General features: G+C 48.9%; 26 protein-coding genes and 1 other RNA gene. 4 read left to right on the top strand and 23 right to left on the bottom strand.

The genetic code is table 11. The features are described 5' to 3' along the window. Positions 1 to 87: 87 nt before the first annotated feature. The 6 genes from rnpB to K6T23_RS13180 all read right to left on the bottom strand — a co-directional run bounded on the left by rnpB (position 88) and on the right by K6T23_RS13180 (position 5,751). Positions 88 to 472: RNase P RNA component class B (rnpB, locus tag K6T23_RS13155), an RNA gene on the bottom strand. Positions 473 to 533: 61 nt separating this feature from the next. After that, complete coding sequence (gene gpsB / locus K6T23_RS13160; protein WP_053427764.1) at positions 534 to 845, bottom strand: cell division regulator GpsB; 312 nt, start codon at positions 843 to 845, stop codon at positions 534 to 536. Positions 846 to 915: 70 nt separating this feature from the next. Next, entirely contained in the window at positions 916 to 1,467 is a 552-nt protein-coding gene (locus K6T23_RS13165) for an SLOG family protein (protein ID WP_238281334.1), read from the bottom strand. Between the two features lie 160 nt (positions 1,468 to 1,627). Continuing rightward, entirely contained in the window at positions 1,628 to 1,915 is a 288-nt protein-coding gene (locus tag K6T23_RS13170; RefSeq protein ID WP_053426774.1) for a CotD family spore coat protein, read from the bottom strand. Between the two features lie 334 nt (positions 1,916 to 2,249). Then, positions 2,250 to 3,473, bottom strand: a complete 1,224-nt coding sequence (locus K6T23_RS13175) for a ribonuclease H-like domain-containing protein (RefSeq protein ID WP_238281336.1) — start codon at positions 3,471 to 3,473, stop codon at positions 2,250 to 2,252. Between the two features lie 13 nt (positions 3,474 to 3,486). After that, positions 3,487 to 5,751, bottom strand: a complete 2,265-nt coding sequence (locus K6T23_RS13180; RefSeq protein WP_238284436.1) for a DEAD/DEAH box helicase — start codon at positions 5,749 to 5,751, stop codon at positions 3,487 to 3,489. 165 nt (positions 5,752 to 5,916) lie between these two features. On the opposite strand from K6T23_RS13180, the gene K6T23_RS13185 reads away from it, so the two are divergent. After that, positions 5,917 to 6,369, top strand: coding sequence for an Hsp20/alpha crystallin family protein (locus tag K6T23_RS13185; RefSeq protein ID WP_056535821.1), 453 nt, complete (start codon positions 5,917 to 5,919; stop codon positions 6,367 to 6,369). A gap of 241 nt (positions 6,370 to 6,610) precedes the next feature. On the opposite strand, the gene K6T23_RS13190 is transcribed toward K6T23_RS13185, so the two are convergent. Further along, entirely contained in the window at positions 6,611 to 7,057 is a 447-nt protein-coding gene (locus tag K6T23_RS13190; protein WP_056535818.1) for a YppG family protein, read from the bottom strand. 225 nt (positions 7,058 to 7,282) lie between these two features. Here K6T23_RS13190 and yppF point away from each other — a divergent pair, with 225 nt between their 5' ends. Continuing rightward, a complete protein-coding gene (gene yppF, locus K6T23_RS13195; RefSeq protein ID WP_238281338.1) occupies positions 7,283 to 7,453 on the top strand; it encodes a YppF family protein in 171 nt (56 codons plus the stop codon). Positions 7,454 to 7,521: 68 nt separating this feature from the next. On the opposite strand, the gene K6T23_RS13200 is transcribed toward yppF, so the two are convergent. The 3 genes from K6T23_RS13200 to K6T23_RS13210 all read right to left on the bottom strand — a co-directional run bounded on the left by K6T23_RS13200 (position 7,522) and on the right by K6T23_RS13210 (position 9,517). Next, positions 7,522 to 7,878 carry a YppE family protein gene (locus K6T23_RS13200; RefSeq protein ID WP_056535814.1) on the bottom strand — a complete coding sequence of 119 codons (357 nt, stop codon included), beginning with the start codon at positions 7,876 to 7,878 and terminating at the stop codon, positions 7,522 to 7,524. A gap of 94 nt (positions 7,879 to 7,972) precedes the next feature. Further along, positions 7,973 to 8,182, bottom strand: coding sequence for a hypothetical protein (locus K6T23_RS13205; RefSeq protein ID WP_238281340.1), 210 nt, complete (start codon positions 8,180 to 8,182; stop codon positions 7,973 to 7,975). A gap of 324 nt (positions 8,183 to 8,506) precedes the next feature. Continuing rightward, positions 8,507 to 9,517 (bottom strand): DUF2515 family protein, encoded by a 1,011-nt coding sequence (locus tag K6T23_RS13210; RefSeq protein WP_238281342.1) that lies wholly within the window; start codon positions 9,515 to 9,517, stop codon positions 8,507 to 8,509. A gap of 114 nt (positions 9,518 to 9,631) precedes the next feature. Here K6T23_RS13210 and recU point away from each other — a divergent pair, with 114 nt between their 5' ends. Both recU and K6T23_RS22205 read left to right on the top strand, forming a co-directional pair. Then, entirely contained in the window at positions 9,632 to 10,240 is a 609-nt protein-coding gene (gene recU, locus K6T23_RS13215; protein WP_079516282.1) for a Holliday junction resolvase RecU, read from the top strand. 104 nt (positions 10,241 to 10,344) lie between these two features. Continuing rightward, positions 10,345 to 13,053 (top strand): penicillin-binding protein 1A, encoded by a 2,709-nt coding sequence (locus tag K6T23_RS22205; protein ID WP_273546580.1) that lies wholly within the window; start codon positions 10,345 to 10,347, stop codon positions 13,051 to 13,053. A gap of 19 nt (positions 13,054 to 13,072) precedes the next feature. Here the strand turns inward: K6T23_RS22205 and K6T23_RS13225 are convergent, their stop codons facing one another. The 13 genes from K6T23_RS13225 to K6T23_RS13285 all read right to left on the bottom strand — a co-directional run bounded on the left by K6T23_RS13225 (position 13,073) and on the right by K6T23_RS13285 (position 25,961). Next, positions 13,073 to 13,498 carry a YpoC family protein gene (locus K6T23_RS13225; RefSeq protein ID WP_238281344.1) on the bottom strand — a complete coding sequence of 142 codons (426 nt, stop codon included), beginning with the start codon at positions 13,496 to 13,498 and terminating at the stop codon, positions 13,073 to 13,075. Beyond that, positions 13,495 to 14,151, bottom strand: a complete 657-nt coding sequence (gene nth, locus K6T23_RS13230; protein ID WP_142128436.1) for an endonuclease III — start codon at positions 14,149 to 14,151, stop codon at positions 13,495 to 13,497. Before nth ends, K6T23_RS13225 begins: the two co-directional genes overlap by 4 nt. 106 nt (positions 14,152 to 14,257) lie before the next feature. Further along, positions 14,258 to 14,968 carry a DnaD domain-containing protein gene (locus K6T23_RS13235; RefSeq protein ID WP_079516286.1) on the bottom strand — a complete coding sequence of 237 codons (711 nt, stop codon included), beginning with the start codon at positions 14,966 to 14,968 and terminating at the stop codon, positions 14,258 to 14,260. Positions 14,969 to 15,101: 133 nt separating this feature from the next. Further along, positions 15,102 to 16,394: an asparagine--tRNA ligase gene (gene asnS, locus K6T23_RS13240; RefSeq protein ID WP_056535792.1), complete on the bottom strand. Its 1,293-nt coding sequence runs from the start codon at positions 16,392 to 16,394 to the stop codon at positions 15,102 to 15,104. A 112-nt stretch (positions 16,395 to 16,506) separates the two neighbouring features. Further along, positions 16,507 to 17,691: a pyridoxal phosphate-dependent aminotransferase gene (locus K6T23_RS13245; protein ID WP_156450668.1), complete on the bottom strand. Its 1,185-nt coding sequence runs from the start codon at positions 17,689 to 17,691 to the stop codon at positions 16,507 to 16,509. Positions 17,692 to 17,714: 23 nt separating this feature from the next. After that, positions 17,715 to 18,167, bottom strand: coding sequence for a cell wall elongation regulator TseB-like domain-containing protein (locus tag K6T23_RS13250; RefSeq protein WP_238281346.1), 453 nt, complete (start codon positions 18,165 to 18,167; stop codon positions 17,715 to 17,717). Between the two features lie 37 nt (positions 18,168 to 18,204). Then, a complete protein-coding gene (locus tag K6T23_RS13255; protein WP_079516288.1) occupies positions 18,205 to 18,375 on the bottom strand; it encodes a YpmA family protein in 171 nt (56 codons plus the stop codon). A gap of 176 nt (positions 18,376 to 18,551) precedes the next feature. Then, positions 18,552 to 21,335, bottom strand: a complete 2,784-nt coding sequence (gene dinG, locus K6T23_RS13260; RefSeq protein WP_238281348.1) for an ATP-dependent DNA helicase DinG — start codon at positions 21,333 to 21,335, stop codon at positions 18,552 to 18,554. A 130-nt stretch (positions 21,336 to 21,465) separates the two neighbouring features. Further along, entirely contained in the window at positions 21,466 to 21,849 is a 384-nt protein-coding gene (gene panD, locus K6T23_RS13265; RefSeq protein WP_218246079.1) for an aspartate 1-decarboxylase, read from the bottom strand. Beyond that, positions 21,842 to 22,705, bottom strand: coding sequence for a pantoate--beta-alanine ligase (gene panC, locus K6T23_RS13270; protein WP_238281350.1), 864 nt, complete (start codon positions 22,703 to 22,705; stop codon positions 21,842 to 21,844). The genes panD and panC overlap by 8 nt, the downstream gene beginning before the upstream one ends. Beyond that, the gene (gene panB / locus K6T23_RS13275) at positions 22,702 to 23,541 is read right to left on the bottom strand and encodes a 3-methyl-2-oxobutanoate hydroxymethyltransferase (protein ID WP_238281352.1); all 840 of its coding nucleotides are present in this window, start codon (positions 23,539 to 23,541) and stop codon (positions 22,702 to 22,704) included. The genes panC and panB overlap by 4 nt, the downstream gene beginning before the upstream one ends. A gap of 273 nt (positions 23,542 to 23,814) precedes the next feature. Beyond that, positions 23,815 to 24,798 carry a biotin--[acetyl-CoA-carboxylase] ligase gene (locus K6T23_RS13280; RefSeq protein ID WP_238281353.1) on the bottom strand — a complete coding sequence of 328 codons (984 nt, stop codon included), beginning with the start codon at positions 24,796 to 24,798 and terminating at the stop codon, positions 23,815 to 23,817. After that, entirely contained in the window at positions 24,783 to 25,961 is a 1,179-nt protein-coding gene (locus K6T23_RS13285) for a CCA tRNA nucleotidyltransferase (RefSeq protein ID WP_238281355.1), read from the bottom strand. The genes K6T23_RS13280 and K6T23_RS13285 overlap by 16 nt, the downstream gene beginning before the upstream one ends. Positions 25,962 to 25,964: the final 3 nt, after the last annotated feature.

The raw sequence follows: 25,964 nt of genomic DNA on the forward strand, positions 1-25,964 counted from the left end.
TAAAAAGGACTGACACATCAGGCTCCAAAAAACCCTGTATCAGTCACTTCGATCGTTGTATCCATTATTGCTCTCCCCGTAACAGCGTCCTGTAAGCCATGTTTTGTTCCGTTGTACTGCAGGCGACTTGACGTCTCGTACTCTGGTGGTAATCATCTATCTACAAAGGCAAGCCTTTGTCCCTCTCTTCGTTCAATTCCTCCAAGAGGATTCCCCTACCAAATTTGGGTTTCTCACTCGCGGGGTTTACCTCGTTCCACTCCTGCCATTTCTAACAGGACTTCGTCACTGTGGCACTTTCAAGGTATTCACACCATATCCGTGAGGACGTAGGTGTTTTCCCTGCCGTCAGCCCGTTTGACCGGACTGCCCTAGCTTATGAATTGGCTAGGCACGAACACTACGGGCATCTCAGCGCCGTGTGAGCATGGACTTTCCTCTACAGCCTGAGCTGCAGCGATTACCCAAACACCATTAAAGGATCAGCAATTCCTAATTATATAGCATCCCTCTTTACATTACAAGGGGGAATTTCAATCGTACAGTTTATTTCCGAACACATGCTTCTCAAGATTCGAGAGGCGCTTCAAGATATCGAAGTTCGTCGTACCTGATGGCTGTGGGGGTGCAGCAGAGCGCTGTTGCTTGCCGGCTTCCTCAACCTGCTTCTTCAGACGAAGGTTCTCCTGCTGGAGTTCTTCGATTTCCTGGTGGAAGACTTCATAGTCCTTGATGACAAGATCGAGGAACTTGTCCACATCTTCGGGTTTATACCCTCGCATGCCGCTTTTAAATTCTTTTTCTAAAATATCCTTTGCAGTCAATTTCACTTTATCTGAGATCATCATATTCACCTCTGCGTTTATGTTAATCATATTTCCATATTCCCGTTCGTTTGTCAATGGCATTTCTCCGCTAACCCCATTGGGCCTCTTCTACCACCCATTGAAGATCGTCAAACGTGATGGTCTTGAGCATGAAAGATGGATCTTGTTCCTGTTTCCTCTGTGCTTCCTCGTAGAAGTACCTCGGAGAGCCTTCGCGCTCGGGATCGTAGAGGATGATGCATGACTGGCTTTTATGCAGGAACAGCAGATTCCGATTCTTGAACTGTCCTGGATTCTGGTATGGGCTTTTGGAGATGGAATCGACAAAATCAGCTTGCGAAAGGATCATCTCATAGTACTCCTTGTTCTGATCATTCCATTTTTCCTCCTGTTGCAGGAAAGGGGTGAGGATGGCGAGCTTTAAATCCGGATATTCTTCCTGAAGCTCGAATACGACTTCTGCGGCCCATAGCTCCACTCCGAGCTGACCGGAAATGAGGACCCATTCCAACCCGGTATCAAGAAGGGAAAACAGTTCTTTCCGGATGGCTAGCTTTATGTACTGTACAGCCTGGTCGTCTTGCTTGAAGATGCCCAGCTCAAATGATTTGTATCCTGTGATCGATGCGACCCCGCCCATGCTACCGAAGCTCCTTTACTCATAGTCTGTCCTTATTGCTTCCATTGTAGCATACATTTCGATGAGATGACCTCTTACAACCATTGAAAAAAGCACCTGTTCCCGGCCGTCCCCTCTGCTATAGGGAAATGAGCCGATCAGGTGCCTATCGTTCATTCATTTAAAATCCAAATGGCCGCGGCCGCGGGCCGAATCCAGGGCCGAATCCCGGTCCGCCTGGTCCGCCCATCCCCCCACCGCAGTTGAACTGCTGGTTGGATACATTGTCCACCATTGAATTGGTATGAGGGAAGTAGTGTTTGTGCTGATAATTCACATGATTCACCGTTGTGGTATGCACGGGATGGATATGGGGTACCTCCAGGGTCGTGAAGGTGTGATTCACACAGCACTTCGTCGGGTGCATAACGGCCGGAAGGACTTGGTTTGGTCTTGGTCTACAGTACATCGTGACATGATCTCCTTTCATCTCATGGTGTCTACACTAACAACCTATGATGAATCGGAGCCACGGGTACTGATGCATTTACCTATTTTAAATCAGTTGGCACTGTAAAGGGTTCCAGAGAAATTGGAAAACACGAAAGCCGTCAGTCCAATCACGACAAAAAACAACAAGAGAATAGCTCGGTTCAATCTTCATCATCCTATCCGAAAAATTTCATCACAATGTATTATTTTACATCTACATTAGAAAATTCTCAATATTCCCGGATGAAATTTTTCGAAGCTTTTCACTGGAAATTTTTTTCGTGATGCCAACACCCCGTCATCCCTCCCGCTCACTGCTTCTCCATTTTCCGGATGAGCCTGTCAATCCGGTGCTGAAGATGGTCGGATTCCCTTCCTTCCCGGACCAAAGGGATAGCACGCTCGGCGTATTCCTTCGCACGATCAAGATCTTTGAACCTATGCTCATGGAGCTTGGACAGTTCGATGAAGGCGGCTTTTTGCCATTTTGCCGGAGCTTCTTCACCGATCCTCCCCCAAAGCTTGGCCGCCTGTTCAAAATCCTTCTCCTTCTTCAATTCGAGTGCGAGAAGATGTAGGGCTTGGTCATTCCCCTCATCCCCCTCATCCACGATCTTCTGAAAAAGGGTCCTCGCCCTCTCCTTGTTTCCTGTGTACTGAAGCCATCTGCCGACTTCGAAGGATTCGTGCTCACCCGGATTCAGGAGAGTGAGAGAGAGGTGGGCATACAAGGTGATGAGGGACAGGATATCGAGTTCATTATGTTCCAGAACCTTGAAGATCCCCTCAGGATCCCTCCTCTCCACATAATCAAAGTAGATCATCGGCGCCAAATAGCCAGGGACATCGTCCTTACGATGAAATCCAAGTACCTCCTTCTCGACATTAACGAGTTTCACAGATCCAAGCCTTTCTTTGAACAGGCGCCTGGAGCCGTGGTAGAGGTCAAAGTGACCGAAGGACGGAAGTTTGGGAACGTGCTCTCTGATCAGGGTATGACGCGTTTTCACCTGCGGCCAGTCGAATGCTTTCCCGTTATAGGTAACAAGGGTCGTGTAATCGACCTTTGATAGAAAACTATGATAGAGGGGGATCTCACTCCCAGGTCGTGGAAGTACATGCTGGGTGACTACGACTTCCGATTCTGTGATGCGTGCATGACCTAAGAGGAAAATCGTATTGCCTGCCCCCCCGCCCAATCCCGTCGTTTCCGTATCAAAAAAGAACAGATCCTGCGGGGAAAGGCCTCTGGCGGACAAGGGATGCTCCCCTTCAAAATCTTGCCAAGCCCTCACTGCCCTTACAGCATCCCTGAAGGAATAGCTTCCGTGGATGTGATCCAGAGGGTATCTCTTTTCCCTTACGATGCAATAGTCCTCATCCAGGACATATGGTGATGCCCCGATCGCCCCCCATTGATCTGCATGGGGGAGGGCCTCTTCCGGAAGCTCGTTCAGAGGGGCCTTCTCAACCGGTTCAACCTCCTCACGGATAATATGCTTTTTCATCCGATTCAGCTTATTCTTGAGTGACATTCCCTTTCACCTCCTATGAGAGGAACAGCTCGAATAATTTCAGCGTATCCTTCTTGGCCGTTTCCAACGAGTGCTCGGTCCCTATGCAGGATGGGCAGCCTGTTTCACACGGACATCGTTCTACCATGTTTTTCGTTTCCGTTAGTACTTCTTCGACCTGGTCGTATACTTTTTCACTCAGCCCCACCCCTCCAGGGTAGCGGTCGTAAATAAAGATCGTCGGTCTTTCATTGTGAGCCGCCTTGATCTGGGGGACGACGAAGATATCGCTCGGATCGCACATTACATAAAGGGGGACGATGGCTTTCAAGCTTTCCGCCGCCCCGATCAAACCTTCCTCCAGCCGCTCCTGTGACAATCCTGTATCGTCCTTGAGTGAAATCCAGCTGGAACTTGTGTGCATTTCTTCTTCGGGAAGATGGATCGGTCCCGATCCGATATTTTCATGTGTATCGAATTTTATTTTTTTGAAGATGGTGGCCATGGCGCGCACCATGACATCACCGAATGCCGCTTCCCATGAGCCTGATTCTCTCTCCTTGTCCTGTTCAAGGACACTCAGTTCAACGGCAAGATTCGCATCCGTATAGTAATCGACGTCCACTTCGCGAACAAACGCCTTCTTCTCATCCCAGTCCAGGAACTCCACTTGATACTGTATGCCCTGATGAAGATAGATTGCTTCATCGTGAAGGAGGGTCATAGCCGAGAAACGATCCATCTCCCCGATTACCTTCACCGCCGCCACGTTCGTCTGGTCGACGATGATGACGTTCTCCTGTGAGGCAGAGCGTAAGCTGATGTTATGGGCAGGGAATGCGTCGTTCATCCAATACCACTTGCTTCCGTTTTTGTGGACGACCCTTTCTTCTGCAAGGAATTCCATCATATCCTCGACTTCGAGCCCTCCGAATGTATCATCTTCCTTGAATGGAAGTTCGAAGGCCGCGCATTTGATGTGGTCCACCAGGATGATGAGGTTATCAGGATTGATCCTGGCGGTTTCAGGCGTCTGGCCGAAGAAATATTCGGGATGATCGACGATGAACTGATCAAGGGGGCTCGAGCTTGCAACCATGATCACGAGTGACTCGCCGTGCCGTCTTCCGGCACGCCCCGCCTGCTGCCAAGCGCTTGCGATCGTTCCCGGATACCCCGTCATGATGCAGACCTGCAACTGTCCGATGTCCACTCCGAGCTCAAGGGCATTGGTGCTGACAACCCCATAGATATCACCTGACCTTAAGCCTTTTTCAATCTCTCGCCTCTGAGTGGGTAGATATCCCCCGCGGTAGCCTCGTATCGACTTTGTGCCGAGCTCACCTTTCACAAGCTCCTGAAGATACGTAAGGATGATTTCCACCCGGACACGGCTCCGTGCGAAAACAATCGTCTGGATCTTATTCTTAAGGAGCTCCCCCGCAAGCCTCCTGACCTCCAACGTCGCACTTCTTCTTATATTAAGCGGTTTGTTGACGATGGGAGGATTATAGAACACGAAATGCTTCCTACCCGAAGGAGCCCCATTGTTATCTACAAGGGACATCTCCTCTCCAGTCAGTCCTTCTGCAAGCTCTTTCGGATTCGCAATCGTTGCGGATGTACAAATGAAGGTCGGGTTTGAACCATAGTACGCACATATCCTTTTTAATCTGCGGATCACATTCGCCACATGGGATCCGAACACCCCCCTGTAGATATGGAGTTCATCGATCACCACGTACTTCAGGTTCTCAAAAAGGGACACCCATTTTGTATGATGGGGAAGGATGGCGGAATGGAGCATATCAGGATTGGTGATGACGATGTGACCCGCCTTCCTGACTTTTTGACGGATATTTGCCGCCGTGTCTCCGTCATAGGTATAACTATTGATGGCAGCACCCGTTTCAGAAATGATCTCGTTCAGCTCACTCTTCTGGTCCTGGGCCAGTGCCTTCGTCGGAAAGATATACAGGGCCCTTGAATCGGGATTTTCCATGACCGATTGGAGGACGGGAAGATTGTAGCAGAGCGTCTTACCGGATGCTGTTGGTGTTACTGCCGTGAAACTTTGACTTGCCTGTGCGTGATCAAATGCCGATCGCTGGTGCGTGTAGAGGTTGCCGATCCCCCGTACTTCAAGTGCATGCCTGATGCGTGGATCGAGGCCCTCTGGAAAATCCACTGTGTCTGCCTGCTTTTCTTCTATAGTATGCCAATGGCCGATCTGATCGCTGAACCGTTCATCGGTCTTTAATTGTTGAATGAGTTGTTGCAGATTGCTTTTTCGAAACATCTTGTTCACCTCACCTCCTATTTTAGCGAATCTATGTTCGAATACAAAGGAAAAAATATGGGGGCATGACTTTCCTTCACCAAGAGCATACCCAAAAGTTCATTCACATCGTGTGGGCTTACGTCATACACTGGATGCAAAAGGCATGGCGAAAGGGGAATCACGATGGATAAACAACCAAAACATCCATTCGGCTTCGGAAATCTTATGAATTCCATGAATCAATTCTTCCACGAAAAGCCGATGAAAGGGATGCTCCAAAGCATTGATGAGTTCTTCTCCTCCTCCCAGAATCCCTGGGGTTCCTTTCCTGTGGCCCTGGAGGAGCGGGCGGATTGCTTCGTCATCACCGCCGAGGTCCCAGGAATCAAAAAAGAGCAAATCGAGCTCGACATCTTCCCTGAATATATGACCATCAACATCACCAGAATCGAAGAGTTCACTGAAGACAATCAACCCAATCGCACATTCAGCTATCAAAAATCCACCTCGCGCAGCAGCAGGAGCATCGCTTTTCCGGGCACGATCGATGAGGTGGGACAACAAGCTTCCTTGGCAGACGGTATCCTCACCATTATCCTCAAAAAAGACACTGGCAACAGACTCCGGATCGAATGACGAAAGAGGCTGAAACAACCATGTTTCAGCCATAGTAAAACCCGAAATCAATTGCCCACGATCAGGCAAATGATTTCGGGTTTTCAAATTGTTTCTGGTCACAGTGCTTCCGGCGGTTGATCGGAGTGCGAGACGTAGACCACTGGTGAGTAGAATCCTGCAGGCGCGGAAGGGGTTAACGGCCATCTTGCGCGGAATCACCAATGGTATAATCGCGTCCGTCATGAAATGGTGCCTTTTTCTACTTCAAAAATGCCCCGAATCCCTTCACCAGGGAAGACACCTGGTTGATCGCCCCCATCATTTGACTGCCGGTATTCATCATTTTATTCAAATCGAATTTGCCATCCTGTGATTTGAACGAATTCAGCATGCCACCCATTCCCCCGGAAGAAGGTTTCGCCATGAATTTCGCCTTCGGATAGGGATTGGCATACCCTTGTTGAGAAGCATAGGCCTGATACGGATTGTATTCCTTTGACTGCAGTGGATTATCGAAATACGGATTCGAATAATAGGTTTGTGACGGCATTTGTGAATAAGGCATCATTTGATGGACCGGTTCTTGAGGGGGAAGCTGTTGCTGAAAGGGATCCATCCCAAGATTCGGAAGACCCCCGTATGGATTCTGCCCATACGCGGGATGCATGAATGGATGAGTTTGCCTTTGGTGATGGTGTGGATACATATGAACCCTCCCGTTCGATTTCATCATTTAGTACACCATATGATACTTCAGGCAAGATGGTGAAAACACCCAGGAGGTCAGATTTTTCGACAATGAATGTCGATAGTTACACTATTCTTACAACTCAAATCCACCGTCTTCCCATGATAGAATTGTGTCAGGAATCCTCTGTGGCATCACGAGGGGATCGAGCCTGTTGAAAAGACGGTAAAGGGAGGAAACACAATGAGTTTAAATGAATTGATTCAATGCTACAAGACGAGTAAACACGGCGATGCAGCCAATCACCTCGACCTTCTGACCATGGCCAAAAAACTTTATATTTCCAATGAAATCACTTTTCAACATTATAAGGAGCTCATCAGAGACCTTGAGCCGACAATGGACCATCAATAAATAGAACAAACAAAATAATCCGGGGCCCCGCTTGATGGGGTCCCGGATTTTTCAGGTACATCTTCCCTTCAATCCTTCCTCAGTTCATGGAGCTGTGTCCCCAGCACATAGGAAACAGATTGATAATGACTGATGAATCGATTATAGCTTGATTCTGGGAAGAAACAGTGAACCGAAAGCATTTCGATATTATCATACGTATTGGAGATTTGCGGAAGATGAAGATGTTTCGGCCTGGACGTGGCCACCCATTCTTCAGATAAAGACCTCCACTGATCGTTCAAGCTTTTGACCTTATCCGCGTAGGGTTTTACATCCCGGTAAAAATCCCCCTTCTCCCCACTTTCCCTTCTTCGTTTGTACTCTTCTATCATGTAACCTGCTTCAGTGAGCAGGCTATCCGTTACACCGATCAACTTGTCCATCCACAAATCCCCCAAGTTCAAAATAAAAAGCAGCCTAAACCACGGCTGCTTCATTACAGTCATTTTATGATGTCTTCATGGATAATTCAAGCTTTTACACTGCAAATGAAGGGGTCGGACGGCGGATGTCCCTGATTCCTTCACATCGATCGAGCTGGTTTTCAACCTTCTGCACCTCGATGTGGAAACTGTCGACCCTATCCTGCTTCTCGATCCGGATCCGGTCATACAAATTTTGTTCCAACTGATTTAGACTTTCCTCGATCTCGGCAAGCTTTAACATGATTTCCTGTTTCTGATGCATAATGGGGTCCTCCCAGCATTTTGATTTACTAAGAGTATTCTCCGTTTTGAAGACATCCCCTTCCCCTCTGACAAAACTAGAAGCGATTCGGCAAAGATAGTGGACAACAGACAAGGCTTCGACATGATTGAATAAAAGGTGATCCCACACTTCATACTAGGGATGGAGGTGGAAAACATGAAAAAGCAAACAAAAGATCCCAAGCAACAGGAATCCAAGCAAAATGCTGCTAAAGGGAATCCTAAACTTACTGGGCCGGACCGCCCTTCCACTTAATAGAAGAATGACGAAGACCCGCAGGCTGAAGCGCGGGTCTTCGTCTGTTCATGACCTCCTTGTCAGAGCACTGAGGGGGAATAGCTTCTTCATGCATTTCGCGAGTCCGTTCATTCTCATCAGCAGTTTTTCCTTATGTACGAACCAGCTTTTGATCTCCACTTCTGAGGGGAGATCAACGGGATCGAACCATTCGTTCTTGACCGATCTGTCTTTCGACCAGTCACGTTTATCTCTCAAATGGTGTGGAACCTCCTCGTAAACACTCCGGAGATCAGGCGACGACGAACCGGTCGTCCCTTCAGCATATTCCCTTCGTGACCCCTTCGGTTCGACCATATCTGCCCATTTCATGATATCGGTAAAATGATTGCTGTGGAACAGGATGCAGTATAGCTTCTTTCCCAAAAGGATCCTGTTGTCCAAGTCCCTGAACCCATGTACACTAGCTCCATAAAGGCGCCCATCAAGGGTCGGGAAGATCACCGAGCTGAAGTGGAGCCGGTCTTCCACTAAAAATAGCGGGGATGTAAAGATCCTGCGATACACGGGATCAAGGATCACAGGTTCCTGGATCAAATTTTGCTCGTTGATAATCAGCGCCGTCACCAGTCGGTCAAGATCCCGGTGCTCCCAAAAGTAGATCCACTCTGTCTTCATGAAAGAAGAGACTTGCAACTCATCGAGGAGATAAAACAGCCCCTTCCCCGCCTGCACCGAATAATGGTAGACGAGGAGCTGAGGATAGGCATCTTCAAAGATCGTCCAATTGGCCCGTTCATACGTCATGAACAGGCCATTTCTGCGCCTCCGGGAAAGAAGATCACCGAGGATCCCTCCTTTGAGGTCAGTCATATTCCATCCGGCATTCCTCGATACGAGAGATGCAAGGAGAGACCATCTGACTTCACGGTGCAGGTCAAAGAAACCTTGATAGGCCTTTGTCCGCGAGATATTATCCTTATTGTGATCACGTACCTGGGCGCGTATCATCATGATCCAATAGCAAAGAGGTTTATCCTCTCCGATAGAGGGTATATTCGGATAGATTCTTTTCATCTGATCCTCCCCGAATCCTTAATATATCTAGGGTGAGGAGATTTGTAATGATTTATTCACACAAAGTCGGGGACTTTCTGGTATGATATAGATTAGTCTGCGAGGTGTATTACCATGAAATTCCATTATCCGAATGGAAAGAAATATGTGGAACCGGAACGACCCTCAAAAAAACCCGGGGCTAAACCGAAACAAGTAACGTATGGCAACAGGGGGATGACACTCGAAGAAGATATTAATGAAACCAATCTGTATTATCTGGCACAAGGAAAGGCAGTCATTCATAAAAAGCCTACACCTGTGCAAATTGTCGATGTCCTCTACCCTTCAAGAAGCGCCGCAGTCATCAAAGAGGCCTATTTCAAACAGCCTTCCACGACTGACTACAATGGTGTATTCAAGGGCAGGTACATCGATTTTGAAGCCAAGGAAACCAAAAACAGTACGTCCTTCCCTCTCAAAAACTTCCATGAACATCAAATTACCCATATGGAAGAGGTTTATAAACATGACGGGATCACCTTCGTCCTCCTTCGCTTCTCGGCGACGGAAGAAGTGTTCCTCCTTCCCTTCCCTTCTCTCCATACCTATTGGAGAAGGATGCTTGACGGTGGACGCAAATCCATCACCAAGGAGGAAATCGAGAGAGACGGGACAAGGATACGCCTTGGACTCCATCCAAGGGTCGACTACCTAAAAATAGTCCAAGAGTTATATTTTTAGCTCTATCAAAATGAGTTAATCTATATTTTGTCTTCTTCCATGTTGTATATTTTAAAACGTGGACAATACTAAAATAGACAGAAGATTGAAAGCGAGGAACCAAAATGGCTGGTGAGTATAAATCCAGAGAAGAAAAACGCCTTGCCCAGCAGAAACAAAAGCCCTCAGGTAAAAAAGGGAAGAAACGTTCGCTGTTCAAGCGTGTCATCTTAACATTATTCGTCATCGGGATCATCGGGATGATCGCTGGAGGCGGGCTGTTCGCCTATTACGCCTCAAGTGCCCCGGACCTTGATGAGAAATTATTGAAAGATCCGATTGCTTCGGAAATCTTCGACATGAATGGTGATCTCATCACCACGGTCGGAAAGGAAAAGCGTGAATACGCCAACTTCGAGGATATTCCCAAGGTGATGCAGGACGCGGTCCTCGCCACAGAGGATAACCGTTTCTACAAGCATCATGGGATCGATCTCATTCGTCTTGGAGGAGCCGTCATGGCCAATATTACAGGCGGATTCGGTTCAGAAGGTGCCTCCACGATCACCCAGCAGGTGATCAAGGGCTCATTCCTGAATCCCGAGAAGACGTTGAAACGTAAAGCCCAGGAAGCATGGCTCGCTATCAAGCTCGAGCAGGATTACACGAAAGAAGAAATCTTCGAGATGTACTTCAACAAAGTATATATGTCTGATGGCATTAACGGGATGGCTACAGCAGCAGATTATTACTATGGCAAAGATGTCAAGGATATCAAGCTGAATGAGGCTGCGGTCATTGCCGGTCTTCCTCAAAGTCCTAATAACTACAATCCGTTTAAGCACCCCGAGGCAGCAGAGAAGCGACGGAACATCGTCCTTTCCCTTATGGCCCAGCATGGAAGAATAACGGAAAAACAAAAAGAAGAAGCGCAAAAGATCCCGATCACGGAAGGCCTTGTGTCAGAAAAGGATCGTGCCAATCGTAACGACAATAAATACCCTGCATTCGTCGATGCTGTAATAGAAGAAGTCGAAGACATGGGCGATTATAACATCTATTCAGATGGACTGAAGGTCTATACGACGGTCGATCCGAAAGCACAGGATCGCGTTGAAGAAATCCTTGCAGGTGAAAACACATCCTTCACCTATCCTGAAAAATACGACCAGCCGATGCAGGCCGGTATCACCCTCCTTGACACAACAACCGGTGAAATCCGTGCCATCGGAGGAGGACGTGAACAGGATAAGAATGTACAGCGTGGATTCAACTATGCCACCGACATCAAACGCCAACCGGGATCTACGATCAAACCGCTGATCGACTATGCCCCGGCCGTTGAATACTTGAAATGGTCCACGTATCATATCCTGGATGATGAACCATACAAATATTCCGACGGAACGGAATTGAACAACTACGATGGACAATTCAAAGGACCGATCACCATGAGGGAAGCCCTCTGGGATTCTCGGAACATCCCGGCCCTGAAGGCATTCCAGGAAGTCGGACCTGAAAAAGCCGAGGATTTCGTGAATGGACTCGGATTGAATTTTGACCATTATTATGAATCTGCCTCCATTGGCGGTGTATCACCTGGTGTCAACTCCGTACAAATGGCCGGTGCGTATGCTGCATTCGGTAATGAAGGTGTCTATACGAAACCTCATGCCATTCAAAAAGTGGTACTCCGTGACGGAGAAACGGAAGTCAAACCTGATATTAAACCAAAAGCTGCCATGAAAGAATATACGGCCTACATGATCTCGGATGTCCTGAAAAGCGTCATCGATAACCCAAGGGGTACAGGACTGTACGCCAAAGTACCGGGGCTTCCGATGGCAGGTAAATCTGGAACTACCAACTATTCACAAAAAGATCGGGAGAAGCTCGGTATCCCGAAAGCCAATGCTCCGGATTCTTGGTTCGTCGGGTATACAACCAACTATACGGCGGCTGTCTGGACAGGGTACGAAAAACAATCCAACTCCCTCGATCCGACCGACAGGCATATCGCCCAGTATATCGTGAGTGACTTGATGAGTTCTGTACATGAAGGCGTCGACACGGCAGACTTCAAAAAACCGAACTCCGTTGTCGAGTCGAAAGTCGAAATGGGAAGCAATCCCGCAAGACTCCCTAGCGATTACACGCCTGACGACCGCATCATCACGGAACTGTTCGTACGCGGTACAGAACCGTCGAAAGTCTCGTCTGAATTCGATAAGATCGATGCACCTAGCGGACTGAATGCAAAATACGATGATAAGAAACAATCCATCAAGCTATCATGGGACTATAAGAAAAAGAAAGACGTCAAGTTCGAAGTCTCCGTTTCAATCAATGGGGAATCAAAACAAACCCTGACAACCACCGATAAAAAAGGCTTGAATGTCGATAACATTCAAGGCGACGGTACGTATGCTTTCGAAGTCGTGGCCATCTCTGGCGGTCAGCGAAGCGACCCTGCTTCCACGAGCGTGACAGTGAGCGGCAACGACGAAGAAGACCAAGCAGAAGAACCGGAAGATCAACCCGATGACAATGCCGACGACGGCAATACCGAGAATCCTGACACCCCTGGGAATGAAGATGACCAGGACAATGGAGGAGATAACGGGAACGGGAATGACAATGGAAACGGAAATGACAACGGGAACGGCGGAGGAAACGATAACGGCTCCGATAATGGAGACGGCGGCACCCCTCCAGGTGATGAGAATCCTCCCGCTGAGGGTGACGGAGATCAAGGAGGTACCGATACCGAGCCACCAAGTGACGGTGGTACGACTGACGGTACCCAAGATCAAGCCCCTTCACCTGCCCAATAGAAAAAAGCAGCGAGTACGTCTACTCGCTGCTTTTTTTTATGGATTTCATCGCCCTATCCTTAGCATATCTCTTCCATTGTTCTTCAAAAAGCTCCTGCAGCTGCAGGAAGGAATGAGCAAGTCTTGGGTTCTCCTGGATGAAAGATAGCCGGTCCACGACGTTGTGGGGCTTCAACTCCAGCCGCTCCACCGCCTTCTGCCAATCGGACAGATCGACCTCAGATCCATTACTCCAGAATAAAAGCTGATGGAACCATAGGATCGCCCTTCCCATTTCATCTGCCGATGAGGCATCACGCGCCTTGAACAGGGTGGAAATCAGACCCTTGCCCTCTTCCCAATTCTGATAGGCCTCTTCTGGATGAAAGCTGTTTCCTCCGTCGTCTGGAATCTTATGTGCTTCCGAACCGTATTTATCCGGCTGCCCTTCTACCTTATCCTTCATCCCCTCACCTTTTTCTTCATCCGCTTCTGCCCTTCCCTGCATAAATCAAGCAGAGGACAGATATCACACTGAGGAGACTGCGCCTTGCAGTGATAGCGGCCGAAGAAAATCAGGCGGTGATGCGTTTCGCTCCATTCTTCACGGGGAATCTTGCGCATGAGCGTCTTCTCGACTTCGAGGACGCTGTCCTTCCAGCGGCATATACCCAGACGCTTACTGACTCTCTCCACGTGGGTATCCACGGCCAAGGCCGGTACACCGAAGGCGACGGAGACGACAACATTCGCTGTCTTCCTTCCTACTCCCGGCAGCTTCACAAGCTCCTCGTGTTCTCTCGGGACCTCCCCCCCATACTCCTCAAGAAGGATTTCACAGAGACTGCGGATGTTCTTCGCTTTGTTCCGGTACAGTCCGATGGACCTGATATCCTGCTGGAGCTCTTCCAATGTGACGGCCAAATAGTCCTCAGGTTCCTTGTATTTTTGAAAAAGATTCTTTGTCACTTTATTGACCAGTACATCTGTACACTGTGCAGAGAGCAGCACGGCGATGACGAGCTCGAAAGGATTTTCATGGACGAGTTCACAATGGGCCTCCGGGTACATACCTCTCATTTCATCCAGGCATATGGCAATCTGTTTATTGTTCAGCAATGAAATACATCCTCCTTTTCACGTGTGGGGGGGTAACCTTACTCAGTAATGCCCCTCCCCTATGCGTTTGAAAAAAGACCGGCCACGATGGCCGGTCTTTTATACCCTATTGCTCCAACCAGTTATAAAAGGGAACCGACTTGCGCTTCCCTTCGGATTTCATTTCCTTCGGTGCAACCGCTTTTTGATGCGGGCGGAAGCGCTGACTCTGATTCCGGGCATCTTCGATGGTCTTCACGCCGTTTTTCTTCCATTCGAATAAAATGCGGTCGATATATCGAAAATTAAGTTTACCGGAGATGACAGACTCCCTCAGGGCCGCCTTGATGATGGTTGGATTATGTTCATCCTGATCCAACCACATGGCAAGGGTCTCGCATTCCAGCGGAGACAGGGGACGAGCAAATTCCTGTTCGAACACGGAATAGATATCCGCCTCTTCCTCCATCGCCTGAACGGTCTGCTCCCTTTTGCTATCCTGAATGATATGGTCCGCCAGTTTACTCCAAAGGGGCATCAGACTGTACCGTTCGAAGAGGATGCCCTCCGGGGAAGCTCCTTCTTCGATCCCAAGGAATTGATGTTGGATCAGTTTCCTCAAAAGGGAAGAGCAGTGTTCAGCACTTAAGGTCATGGTTTCTGAAAGGTCAGTGGGTGTAGGGAACTGATTCCCCTTATCCAGATGCCTGTAGATATTGAGTAATAGGACAAGCTCGGTTTCATTCAATCCAAGAGCTTGATAGTGTTTCAATAATAAATGGGGGATGTTTAATGTCCCTTCTTCGATCCAGGACAACATCAATCGTTTATGATCCATAGTACTAACACCTCCTAACCAGTATATCATGGCTACGGGTCATTTTCTGCTATTACAGGGTGTTTTTCTTTTCCATAAGCCCTTCAAAAAAAAGAAGACCATCCTGTGCATCTTGCACAGGACGGCGTTTTACTTACGGATATAGGCGATTCAACAGACGCGGGAATGGGATGGTTTCCCTGACATGCTCCACGCCGCTGATCCATGCAACGGTCCGCTCCAGACCAAGTCCGAATCCTGAATGGGGAACTGAACCGTACTCCCTCAATTCAAGGTACCATTTGTATGCATCTGTCGCGAGATCGTGTTCTTCGATGCGCTGCTTCAACAGTTCGGCATCGTGGATCCGTTCTGATCCACCGATGATTTCCCCGTATCCTTCCGGTGCGATTAGATCCGCGCACAGAACAACATCATCACGGTCTGCATCCGGCTGCATATAAAACGGCTTCAATGAAGTCGGGTAGTGCGTGATGAAGACCGGTTTATCGTAACTTTCGGCAATGGCCGTTTCATGAGGCGCACCAAAATCATCGCCCCAAGTGATATCATCGAACCCTTTTTCGTGAAGGAGCTTGATGGCGTCATCATAGGAGATGCGTGGGAATGGAGCTTTGATCTGTTCAAGCTTACTTGTGTCACGTCCAAGACGCTCAAGCTCAAGCTTACAGTTTTCAAGCACACTCTGTACGATATAGGACACGTACTGTTCCTGTACTTCGAGGTTTTCATTGAATGTGACAAAAGCCATTTCCGGTTCGATCATCCAAAACTCGATGAGATGACGTCGGGTCTTCGATTTTTCAGCACGGAATGTCGGTCCGAATGAGAAGACTTTTCCAAGGGCCATGGCCGCAGCTTCCATATATAGCTGACCACTTTGAGAAAGATAGGCGTCCTCCTCGAAGTATTTCGTTGCGAATAGTTCAGTCGTTCCCTCCGGTGCACTTCCAGTCAGGATCGGTGGATCCACTTTCACGAATCCTTCTTTATTAAAGAATTCATACGTTGCCCTGATGATTTCATTCCGAACTTTCATCACGGCGTGCTGCTTGCGTGAGCGCAGCCAGAGATGACGGTGGTCCATAAGGAACTCTGTCCCGTGTTCCTTCGGAGTGATCGGGTAGTCAACGGCTTCATGGATCACTTCGACGTCCTTCACCTGAAGTTCATATCCGAAAGGTGAACGTTCGTCTTCCGTGACGACACCTGTCACATAGAGGGACGTTTCCTGGGTAAGAGACTTGGCCTTTTTGAAGATTTCCTCTTCGACTTCAGCCTTGACGACGACACCCTGGATGAAGCCGGTACCGTCACGCAGTTGTAGAAAAGCGATCTTGCCGCTTGAACGTTTGTTGGCGAGCCATGCACCGATGGTCACTTCTTCCCCAACAAAACGATTAACTTGAGATATTGTGGTTTTCACGATTTTTTCCCTCCAAAAACTTATACACTTATGTATCGTACCTTATTATACCTTCCCGATCATCGCGTCGCAACAGATTGGAAAAAAGAGCCCCTTGAAGAGGGGCCGGTCCTTACTTACTGCGCGCTACGACGAATGTATGAATCCGTTTCAGTGCTTCCTCCAATGAATCAAGGCTGGTTGCGTAAGACAAGCGGATGTTATCAGGTGATCCGAATCCGGAACCAGGGATCACGGCCACTTTCGCTTCCTCAAGGAGGGCCGTCGTAAAGGCGTCCACATCTTCATAGCCTGTCAGCTCTGCCGCATTCTTGACATTTGGGAAAAGGTAGAATGCCCCTTGAGGCTTGATGCACTTGAATCCTGGGATAGCATTGAGCTTCTCGAATAAGATGTTCAGTCTCTCTTCGAATGCCTGTCTCATATGTTCAACAGGAGCTTGATCCCCCTCGTATGCCGCGATGGCTCCGTATTGAGAGGTAGTCGTCGGATTCGAAGTCGAGTGGCTTGCTAGATTGGTCATCGCCTTGATGATCGTTGCATCGCCCGCTGCGTAACCGATCCTCCACCCTGTCATGGAGTGTGATTTCGACACTCCGTTGATGACGATGGTCTGAGCCTTCAGCTCCGGTGATAGCTGGGCAATGGAGATATGCTTATTCCCGTCATATACAAGCTTCTCATAGATTTCATCAGATACAATGAGTACATCATGCTTGATGCATGCCTCACCGATTGCACGCAGTTCTTCTTCGGAGTACAGCATGCCTGTCGGATTGCTCGGGGAATTCAGGATGAGGGCTTTCGTCTTGGATGAAAGCACTTCTTCAAGCTGCCCTGGTGTGATTTTATATTCGTTTTCCTCTTTCCCCTCGACCATCACCGGAACACCTCCGGCGAGCTTCACCTGTTCCGGGTAGCTCACCCAGTAAGGCGTCGGGATGATGACTTCATCCCCTTCATCAAGGAGTACCTGGAATAAGGTATAGAGGGCGTGCTTGGCACCGCTTGTCACGATGACTTCACCGGGGCCATACTCGAGTCCCTGGTCAGTCTTGAATTTTTGAATGATGGCTTCCTTGAGGGCAGGAGTACCACCTGAAGGGGTGTACTTGGTCTGACCGCCGATCATCGACTCATGTGCTGCATTGATGATATGGTCAGGGGTGTTGAAGTCGGGTTCACCCGCTCCAAGTCCGATCACATCGATTCCCTGCTGCTTCATCTCTTTCGCCTTGGCCGTGATGGCCAGTGTTGTGGAAGGTGTTAGTGCACTTACTCTTTGGGCTAATGAAATGTTCATCGTGACTCACTCCTGTATTATAGATTCTCTATTTTTTTCCACCATTCTCCATTGGAGAACAGCATATAGAAATAATTCAGTTGTTCCTGATCATCGAGGTATGTGATTTCCCAGACGGGGCCGACGGATTCGTAGCCGAGCCTAACGGAAAGAAGTTCCTTGGGCTCGATCTCACTTCTGAGCTTTTTGACAGCCTCTTCCTTCGAAATGCCACCGTCCCAGTCCCTCTCGATGATTTTCCCTTTACCTTCAGGAACCCATGCGACCTTTTTCTTGCCGCTATCATCCTTACCGATGATGACAGAATATGCTTTGGTTCCGTTATAGAAGCTTGTGTCTTCGATTTTGGTGATGGCTGTTTCTTCTTTGACGCGGTCGATAGCCGCTTCCGATTGTTTATGAAGCGGGCTACGTGAATTTTTGTAAATCAAGTAGGCTGAAGTGCCGCCAATGAGCACAAAGGCTATCACGATTATCGTTATCCATTTTTTCATCATTATCACTCTTTTATGTACGATAGATTGTTAGTACTGCCACCTGCTGATCTTCCGGATCAAGTGCAAGGCCAAACATATAGTCGTCTTTCTTCAACGTCCTGTTCAATTCGTCTACCACTTTATAAAGGTTATCTGTATAGTCGATCCGAAGGGTAGATAAAATCTCAATCTTGCTTTCCATGATGTTCCTCCTTCATCGATTGGTTTGGTACATTCTACACACATTATAACAACATTTCTCCATTGTGTAATCGCAGAATATAAAAACTTCACTCCTTCTTTTCAAGACACTCCATGGATGCGGCTTCCGTTCACCGCAATCCGGCCTCTTCCCCGGTGGCTTCCTTATCACCGGGTTCAAAGCCAATCTTCAATCTGATCGATGAGTTCGAACAGATCTCCTTCCTGCACAGGCATTTCCGGGATTGATTCCAGGAACGCCTTGCCATACCTTGTCGATATGATGCGCCGATCATAGACGATGATGATCCCCCTGTCACTGCTCCTTCTGATGAGCCTTCCGATCCCTTGTTTGAAACGGATGATGGCTTCCGGAAGTGAGAGGGCCGAAAATGAATTTTTTCCAGCCGCCTTGAGGATTTCCGCCTTTGCCTGTGTGACCGGCTCATCGGGAGGGGAGAATGGAAGGCGCACCATGGCCAGGCATGATAGGTCCTCACCAGGTATGTCGACCCCTTCCCAGAAGCTGCTTGTACCGAACAGGATGGCTTTATCGAATCGCTGAAAATTCTTTGTCAGTCTCGTTCGGCTTCCCGACGTGATCCCCTGGGCCATCAGTACATACTCTTCAAGGAGCCCCGAATCCTTCATGAGCTCATACGTCTTCCGGAGCATATCGTACGAGGTGAAAAGGATGAGCATCCTCCCCTTCGTCGCCTGTGCCACTCCGATCAAATGGGAGCTGATGGCCTCGATATACTCTTCATTGGTGACCTGCTGGATCTCCGGTACATCCGAAGGGATGAACAACCTCGTCGCTTCCCGGTAGTCGAATGGTGAAGGGAGTCGGAGAGTGCCGGCTCCATCCAGCCCGATTTCCCGTAGGAAGAAATCGAATGAATCACTGACCGTAAGCGTCGCTGATGTAAGGATGACACTTTCTTTTTTGACAAACACTTCATCCCGGAGTTGATCAGACACCGTCACGGGCTGACCTTGGATGGTCAGGGAGTTGGGCAGTGATCTTGTATCTCCTTCAAGCCAGATGACATACTCATCCGACGCTTTGAGGAAGAGGGTGGAAAGTCCGGAATACAGTTCATTCCAATCAAGCAGGAACGAGAAGAATTCCTCGATGAAGGCTTTTTCAGGATCAGTAAGCTTGATTTTCTTTTCTTTTACGGTATCAAGCACCTTCCTGAATTGTCCTTCGATCGTTTTCATATGGGAAACGACCCTTTCGATGATCATCCTGACGGGCATCCATTGCCTGCTTTTCTTCACATCTTCCGTCAGGCGCCATTGGATCTTGTTGACGCCCGATCGCTTTTTGGACTGCTTATAAAATGTCGAAGCAAGCACCGTGAACGCTTCTTCGAGTTCTCTATAAAAGTCTGTGATGAGACGGTCCATCTCAAAGGGATGGAGTTCCATGGTGACCGAATGGTTGGCCAAAAGTTCATCAAGACGCTTATACAGCTGGTGCTGGTCCAAGGATCCGAGCTGGGAAACCGTGAATTTAATGGAAGGGTAGTCCAGCATGATCCCAAGATGCTGCCTTGCAGCCTTTTCCAGATGATGAGCCTCATCGATCACCAGATAGTTGAAGTCGGGGAGCATCTTTTTCTCCATTTTCACATCGGTCAAAAGCATGGAATGGTTGGTGATGATGAGATCGGCCTCCAGTGCCTCCTTCCTTGCAGAAAGGTAGAAGTCCTTCGACACCCATGGATCTTTGTGATGAGGCAGATGCCATCCGTCCTGCTTCAAGCGGTTCCAGAACAATTGTCCGCCCGAGCTCAGGTTGAGTTCGCTCATATCTCCGGTTTCAGTCCTTGTGAGCCAAACAAGGATCTGCATTTTCGTCAATGCAGCATCATACTGCGCTTCGTCTTCCCTCAGGGACTGCTCGAATTTGAACAGATTGATATAATGATTTTTCCCCTTCAGAAGGACCGTTTTAAACGGGAAGGGAGCGATGGCTTCCAGGCGCTTGATTTCCTGCTGGAGAAGCTGCTCCTGGAGCTGGATCGTATATGTACTGATGACCACCCTTTCCCCCTTGCGGATTGCAAAGTCGAGGCTTGGCCATAGATAGCCGAGGGATTTCCCTACGCCCGTACCCGCTTCGATCACCATGTTTTTGGAAAGGAGAAAAGCGTCCGTGATGCTTTCCATCATATCCAGCTGTGCCCCCCTCCGTTCATAATGGGGGACGGTCCTCTTCAGGAGCTCCTCTATTCCTTCTCCTTCGTCAGCTTTCCCTGTGGAGATCTTCACACTGCCTTTTTTCCTGATGGCCAGGCCACGGTGGACCTCAAGATCTTCCGGAAGATCCTCGATCCTCTCATATTTGTCATGGAGGATCTGCTCAAAGATCAAATAGAGGTCACTCTTCAGATGATCGGAAAGCTTCCTTAGCTTTTCCAGTGTCACCAATGGCAATCCATTGAGGGTATCGATGAAGTATAAAAGGATCTCCGCTGTGACGTAGGCATCACTGTCTGCCTGATGCGGTCTCACATGACTGACATCAAGGGTGCTTGACAGCTCGGATAGTTTGAAGCTATCTGCCGAAGGGAATGCGACTTTTGCCAATTCCACCGTATCGACAGACGGACCGTCAAACGGCACATATCCGCTTTCTTCAAGCTCCGCCTGAAGGAAGGATAGATCGAAATTGACATTATGGGCAACGAATACCGCCCCTTCAAGGATCTTATGGACCACGGGTGCGATTTCTTCAAAGGCCGGGGCATCCCGTACCATTTCATCATTGATGCCGGTCAACTCTTCGATGAATGCCGGAATCGGCTTGCCCGGTGAGACAAAGCTCGTATATTGGTCGGTAATCTTACCGTTTTCGATCGTGACTGCCGATAGTTGAATGATCCGTTCCCCTCTCTTAGGGGAATTACCGGTCGTTTCAAGATCGACGACTACAAATTTCAATGGATCCATCTTCTTCACTGCCTTCATTTAATCGCTACACTTATCTTCAACAGTGTACCACAATCTCTTCACCGCGAGCCACCATGCGGGCATAAGAAAAGAGGGATGATCCCGGGATCTCCCTCTTCCGTGTTCACTATCAGTAGACCGTTGCTTCCGGTTCTGTACCGAGCATTTCCACGATCGTATTATTCTCATCCATGATCGCCACTTTCGGCACATGACGGTTGATGTGTTCTTCCCCGATGAGCTTATAGGAGACGATGATCACGATATCCCCCTCCTGAACCTTCCGAGCAGCTGCTCCATTCAGGCAGATGACACCACTCCCACGCTTACCGGGGATGATATAGGTTTCCAGGCGTTCTCCATTGTTATTATTGACCACTTGGACCTTTTCATTTGCCACCATCCCCACTGCGTCAAGGATTTCTTCATCAATCGTGATGCTGCCCACATAATTCAAATTCGCTTCCGTAACGCGGGCCCTGTGGATCTTCCCGCTCATCATTGTCCTAAACATGTGTATCCTCCTCTGAGACTGTGATAATCATATTATCAATCAACCTTGCCTTCTCGTATTGGACGGCGAGTGCTACGATGATTTCCCCATCCCACTCTTCCACCGGGCACAGTCCAGGGTAAGAGAGAACTTCGATATAATCGATGACTCCTGACGTCCCTGATTCGATCGTTTCACGTACGAGTGAGATGACTTCTTCACCTGAACGGGCCCCCTGTTGTATCGCCTTCCGTGCACGCTGCAGGCTATGCTGCAAAACAGGCGCTTCCTCCCTTTCTTGGATTGAAAGATAGACGTTCCGGGAGCTTTTGGCAAGCCCATCGCTTTCCCTCATGGTCGGTACCCTGACGATGGTAAGTGGAAAGAAGTAGTCTTTTACAAGTCTCTCCACCACGGCCACCTGCTGGGCATCCTTAAGCCCCATATACACATGGTCCGGCTGTACGATGTGAAATAGTTTTGTGAGGATGGTCACTACACCATCAAAGTGACCCGGCCGTTTCTTGCCGCACATCACGTCCACCCCTTCTGTTACATGAAGGGTGACCGATGCTGTCCCGGTGTATATTTCTTCCGTGCGGGGAAGGAACAGGATATCGACACCCGCTTCTTCCGCCAGTGCCTTGTCTCTGTCCAGATCCCTTGGGTACCGGTCAAAGTCCTCACCCGGTCCGAATTGGGTGGGATTTACATAAATGCTCATCACCACTAGATCATTCTCTTCCCTTGCTCTCTTTACAAGGGAGAGATGCCCTTCGTGAAGATACCCCATCGTGGGAACGAAACCGATCCCTGAGCCCTGCTTTTTATGCGTCAGTACGTCTGTCAGCTCCCTGATGTTGTCTACGCATCTCATTTATGTCCACCACCGTAAAGGCTATTGAGCTCTTCTTCCTTCATCGAGAAGGAGTGCTCATCGTCAGGGAACCTCTTCTCCTTGACATCTTCAATGTAGGAAGCAATTCCACCCCTGACAGCACGGGAGACGTCCGTATACGATTTGACGAACTTGGGCGTCCTGTCGACTCCGAACAGGACCATGTCATGAAAGACCAGTACTTGCCCATCGGTATCTTTTCCGGCCCCGATCCCGATGACAGGGATGGTGAGGGCTCCGGAGACTTCTTTAGCAATCTGCTTAGGCACGCATTCCAGAACGAGGGCAAAGGCTCCTGCCGCCTCGCACTCCCTGGCATCCCTGAGCAGCTTTTCCGCCTGGGAAGCTGTTTTCCCTTGGACCTTATACCCTCCGAGGACCCCGACGGATTGCGGGGTGAGGCCGAGATGGGCCATGACAGGGACCCCGGCAGCCGTAAGGGCATGGATCCGATCGACGACCGTACCCGCTCCTTCGACCTTCACGGCATGGGCTCCGCCTTCCTGCATGAGTTTTGCTGCCGTCTTCAGTGTCTCTTCTGTTGAGAGGTGATAGGTCATGAAGGGTAGATCTGTCACCGTGAACGTGTCGGGAGCACCTCTCCTGACCGCTTTCGTATGGTGGATCATATCAGCGGTGGTAACAGCTACCGTTGAATCATATCCGAGTACGACCATACCGAGGCTGTCACCTACCAGAAGCAGGTCGATCCCTGCTTCCTGAGCAAGCTTTGCCGTGGGATAATCATAGGCCGTCAGCATGGAGATCTTTTCTCCGCTCTCTTTCATCTTTAGAAATTGTGTCGTCTGTTTCATAAGTTCCTCCTTCTTTTCAGTCAGAGGTGACGAAACAAAATGATGTAAAAAGGACCCTTCTGCAAAAAAATTGACAGAAGGATCCCTGGATTATCGTAAAGTTTCGACCCTCTGTCCCAGTCCTGAACGGATCAAGGCAGATTTTAGTTTTCACGTATGGATGTAACCGCTTAAGGTGCAGTTCCTGATGGATACTGCCCAATTCCGATTATAGCATATGGCGAAGAAGAAGATGCAAGTCAGAACGTAAAAAAGAGGAGCTTTTTGCTCCTCTTACCGGGACAACTCGATATCAGCCGAATAAATATGGTGAAGTTTGCCGGTATCATCTTCGATCTGAAGGACCCCTTCTTCTGTGATTCCCCGGGCATATCCCTCGATGGATCCGTTGATCGTTCGGGCCGTGATTCTTCTCCCGATACTGACGGCATAGCTTTCCCACATGAGTTTGATGGGAGTGAATCCCTTAGTCATATACAGCTCATAGAGTGCCTCCATCCGTTCTAACACCTTCTGGACGATGTCAGACCGTGAAAGTGAACGGCCAGCTTCCATTCCATAGGAGGTGGCAATACTTTGCAACTCATCGGGAAAATGCTCTTGGGTCTGGTTGACGTTCATGCCGATCCCGATGATGATGGAGTTGATTTTATCTGGTTCCGACTGAAGCTCCGTCAGGATTCCGGTCGCTTTCTTGCCATTGATCAGTATATCGTTCGGCCATTTGATCTGTGGCTCCAGTCCAGTTGTCTCCTGAATGGCCTGTACGACAGCCACAGCTGCGATCAATGTGAACTGTGGCGCTTTTTGGGGTGGGAGGAGCGGCTTCAGGATCAGGCTCATCCACACACCTGTCCCTTTCGATGAATGCCACTCCCGCATCAGCCTGCCCCGTCCATCCGTCTGCTCATCGGCAATGACCAGCGTTCCCTCAGGAGCACCATTTGCAGCCAGTTCATGCGCCACTTTCTGGGTACTTCCCACCGTTTCTTCATAATGGATATTCTGGCCGAGTGTCTTCGTCTTCAGACCGATTTTCAATTTGTTTGCGGTCACACTGTCAGGCGAACCTATGATCCGGTACCCTTTCTTCCTGACAGCTTCAAGGACGAATCCTTCTTTCCTCAGCTCTTCAATATGCTTCCACACGGCAGCCCTCGAACAGCCCGCAATGTCAGCGAGCGCCTGGCCGGACAGGAAATCATCCGGTGAATCCGATAATGCCGACAAAAGCTTCTCTCTTATGACCGATTGCATGTTTTCACCCACTTTTTGATTGACGCCTTTTCATTCGGAAGTTCTCCGTTTAAGATGGCCGCTTCGATTTTTGCTATTTCCTCTTTCACCCATGGTCCTCCCGGCTTCCCTTTCCATTTGATCAACTCTGACCCGGTCGCCTCGATATCCTTTACTGAATGGATGGGCAGTTCGTCGTAGCGATCGAGTATTTCAGAATGGGGAGAGCTTGAGATACAGGAAGCAACGGATTCTACGTTCACTACCCCGTTCCTTCCTGTCTTATACAGTAGCAGTGGAGACCAGTCTCCTTCAAGGCGCTTCTTCAGGGATTCCCTCTCTTTTTCCCTCGCTTTGATTTCCTTTTTAGGCAGTCGCCAGGATTTCAAGAATCCGCTATCCATCACATGGAAGAGCAGGAATAGCCATGACTGGTCCTTTGAGAGTGATCTCACTGCAGGGTTCTCCCTCATGGCTTCCATAACATTCTCATAGTTATTCAGCATCGGAAGCTCACGGTATAGTCTGGTGCGAATCAGGAGGTCAAAGGCCAAATGCTTGTTCACTGAAGCAAGGACCTTTTCGAATTCCATCGTCTTTCTCTCGACGGCAATATGGCTCATCAAGGAGCTGTGGCGGACAATCGCCTCTCTTGTTTCATCTTCCATATGGAAACCAAGCTGGGCAACGAAGCGTATCCCCCTCATCATCCGGAGAGCATCCTCTGAAAATCGTTCATCAGGGAGACCGACCGTGCGGATCTTCTTGTCGCGAAGATCCCGCCTGCCTCCAAACGGATCTTTTATCCTGCCCCTTGCATCCATGGCCATGCTGTTGATGGTGAAGTCCCTCCTTTGAAGATCTTCCTCAAGGGACCTTACAAAATCGACAGAATCGGGTCTCCTGAAATCCTGATAGCCTGTTTCCGTCCTGAAGGTCGTCACTTCAAACCTTCCCGAGCCCGTCAATACTAAAACGGTTCCGTGGTCGATTCCGATATCCACCGTATCGCGGAAAATGCTTTTCACCTCTTCAGGAAGAGCAGAAGTGGCTATATCGACATCATTGATGGGCCGTCCAATGAGATGGTCCCTGACTGATCCACCCACAAAATATGCCTCATATCCGTTCGCTTCCAATTCAAGGAGAACGGGCAGCGCCTGGGAAAATTCCCTCGGTAACATCCT

The organism is Rossellomorea marisflavi, from assembly GCF_022170785.1.
Lineage (GTDB): Bacteria > Bacillota > Bacilli > Bacillales > Bacillaceae_B > Rossellomorea > Rossellomorea marisflavi_B.

Excerpts from the sequence above, each read along its gene's own strand:
- K6T23_RS13205 (WP_238281340.1), bottom strand. The coding sequence starts at position 8,182 with ATGCATCAGAAACAGGAAATCATGTTAAAGCTTGCCGAGATCGAGGAA.
- panB (WP_238281352.1), bottom strand. The coding sequence starts at position 23,541 with ATGAAACAGACGACACAATTTCTAAAGATGAAAGAGAGCGGAGAAAAG.
- panC (WP_238281350.1), bottom strand. The coding sequence starts at position 22,705 with ATGAGATGCGTAGACAACATCAGGGAGCTGACAGACGTACTGACGCAT.
- K6T23_RS13285 (WP_238281355.1), bottom strand. The coding sequence starts at position 25,961 with ATGTTACCGAGGGAATTTTCCCAGGCGCTGCCCGTTCTCCTTGAATTG.
- gpsB (WP_053427764.1), bottom strand. The coding sequence starts at position 845 with ATGATCTCAGATAAAGTGAAATTGACTGCAAAGGATATTTTAGAAAAA.
- K6T23_RS13280 (WP_238281353.1), bottom strand. The coding sequence starts at position 24,798 with ATGCAATCGGTCATAAGAGAGAAGCTTTTGTCGGCATTATCGGATTCA.
- dinG (WP_238281348.1), bottom strand. The coding sequence starts at position 21,335 with ATGGATCCATTGAAATTTGTAGTCGTCGATCTTGAAACGACCGGTAAT.
- K6T23_RS13210 (WP_238281342.1), bottom strand. The coding sequence starts at position 9,517 with ATGAAAAGAATCTATCCGAATATACCCTCTATCGGAGAGGATAAACCT.
- K6T23_RS13200 (WP_056535814.1), bottom strand. The coding sequence starts at position 7,878 with ATGGACAAGTTGATCGGTGTAACGGATAGCCTGCTCACTGAAGCAGGT.
- K6T23_RS13180 (WP_238284436.1), bottom strand. The coding sequence starts at position 5,751 with ATGTTTCGAAAAAGCAATCTGCAACAACTCATTCAACAATTAAAGACC.
- K6T23_RS13185 (WP_056535821.1), top strand. The coding sequence starts at position 5,917 with ATGGATAAACAACCAAAACATCCATTCGGCTTCGGAAATCTTATGAAT.
- K6T23_RS13235 (WP_079516286.1), bottom strand. The coding sequence starts at position 14,968 with ATGGATCATAAACGATTGATGTTGTCCTGGATCGAAGAAGGGACATTA.
- K6T23_RS13255 (WP_079516288.1), bottom strand. The coding sequence starts at position 18,375 with ATGGAAAGCAAGATTGAGATTTTATCTACCCTTCGGATCGACTATACA.
- K6T23_RS13225 (WP_238281344.1), bottom strand. The coding sequence starts at position 13,498 with ATGAAGGATAAGGTAGAAGGGCAGCCGGATAAATACGGTTCGGAAGCA.
- K6T23_RS13175 (WP_238281336.1), bottom strand. The coding sequence starts at position 3,473 with ATGTCACTCAAGAATAAGCTGAATCGGATGAAAAAGCATATTATCCGT.
- recU (WP_079516282.1), top strand. The coding sequence starts at position 9,632 with ATGAAATTCCATTATCCGAATGGAAAGAAATATGTGGAACCGGAACGA.
- K6T23_RS13170 (WP_053426774.1), bottom strand. The coding sequence starts at position 1,915 with ATGTACTGTAGACCAAGACCAAACCAAGTCCTTCCGGCCGTTATGCAC.
- K6T23_RS13190 (WP_056535818.1), bottom strand. The coding sequence starts at position 7,057 with ATGTATCCACACCATCACCAAAGGCAAACTCATCCATTCATGCATCCC.
- K6T23_RS22205 (WP_273546580.1), top strand. The coding sequence starts at position 10,345 with ATGGCTGGTGAGTATAAATCCAGAGAAGAAAAACGCCTTGCCCAGCAG.
- K6T23_RS13165 (WP_238281334.1), bottom strand. The coding sequence starts at position 1,467 with ATGGGCGGGGTCGCATCGATCACAGGATACAAATCATTTGAGCTGGGC.
- yppF (WP_238281338.1), top strand. The coding sequence starts at position 7,283 with ATGAGTTTAAATGAATTGATTCAATGCTACAAGACGAGTAAACACGGC.
- panD (WP_218246079.1), bottom strand. The coding sequence starts at position 21,849 with ATGTTTAGGACAATGATGAGCGGGAAGATCCACAGGGCCCGCGTTACG.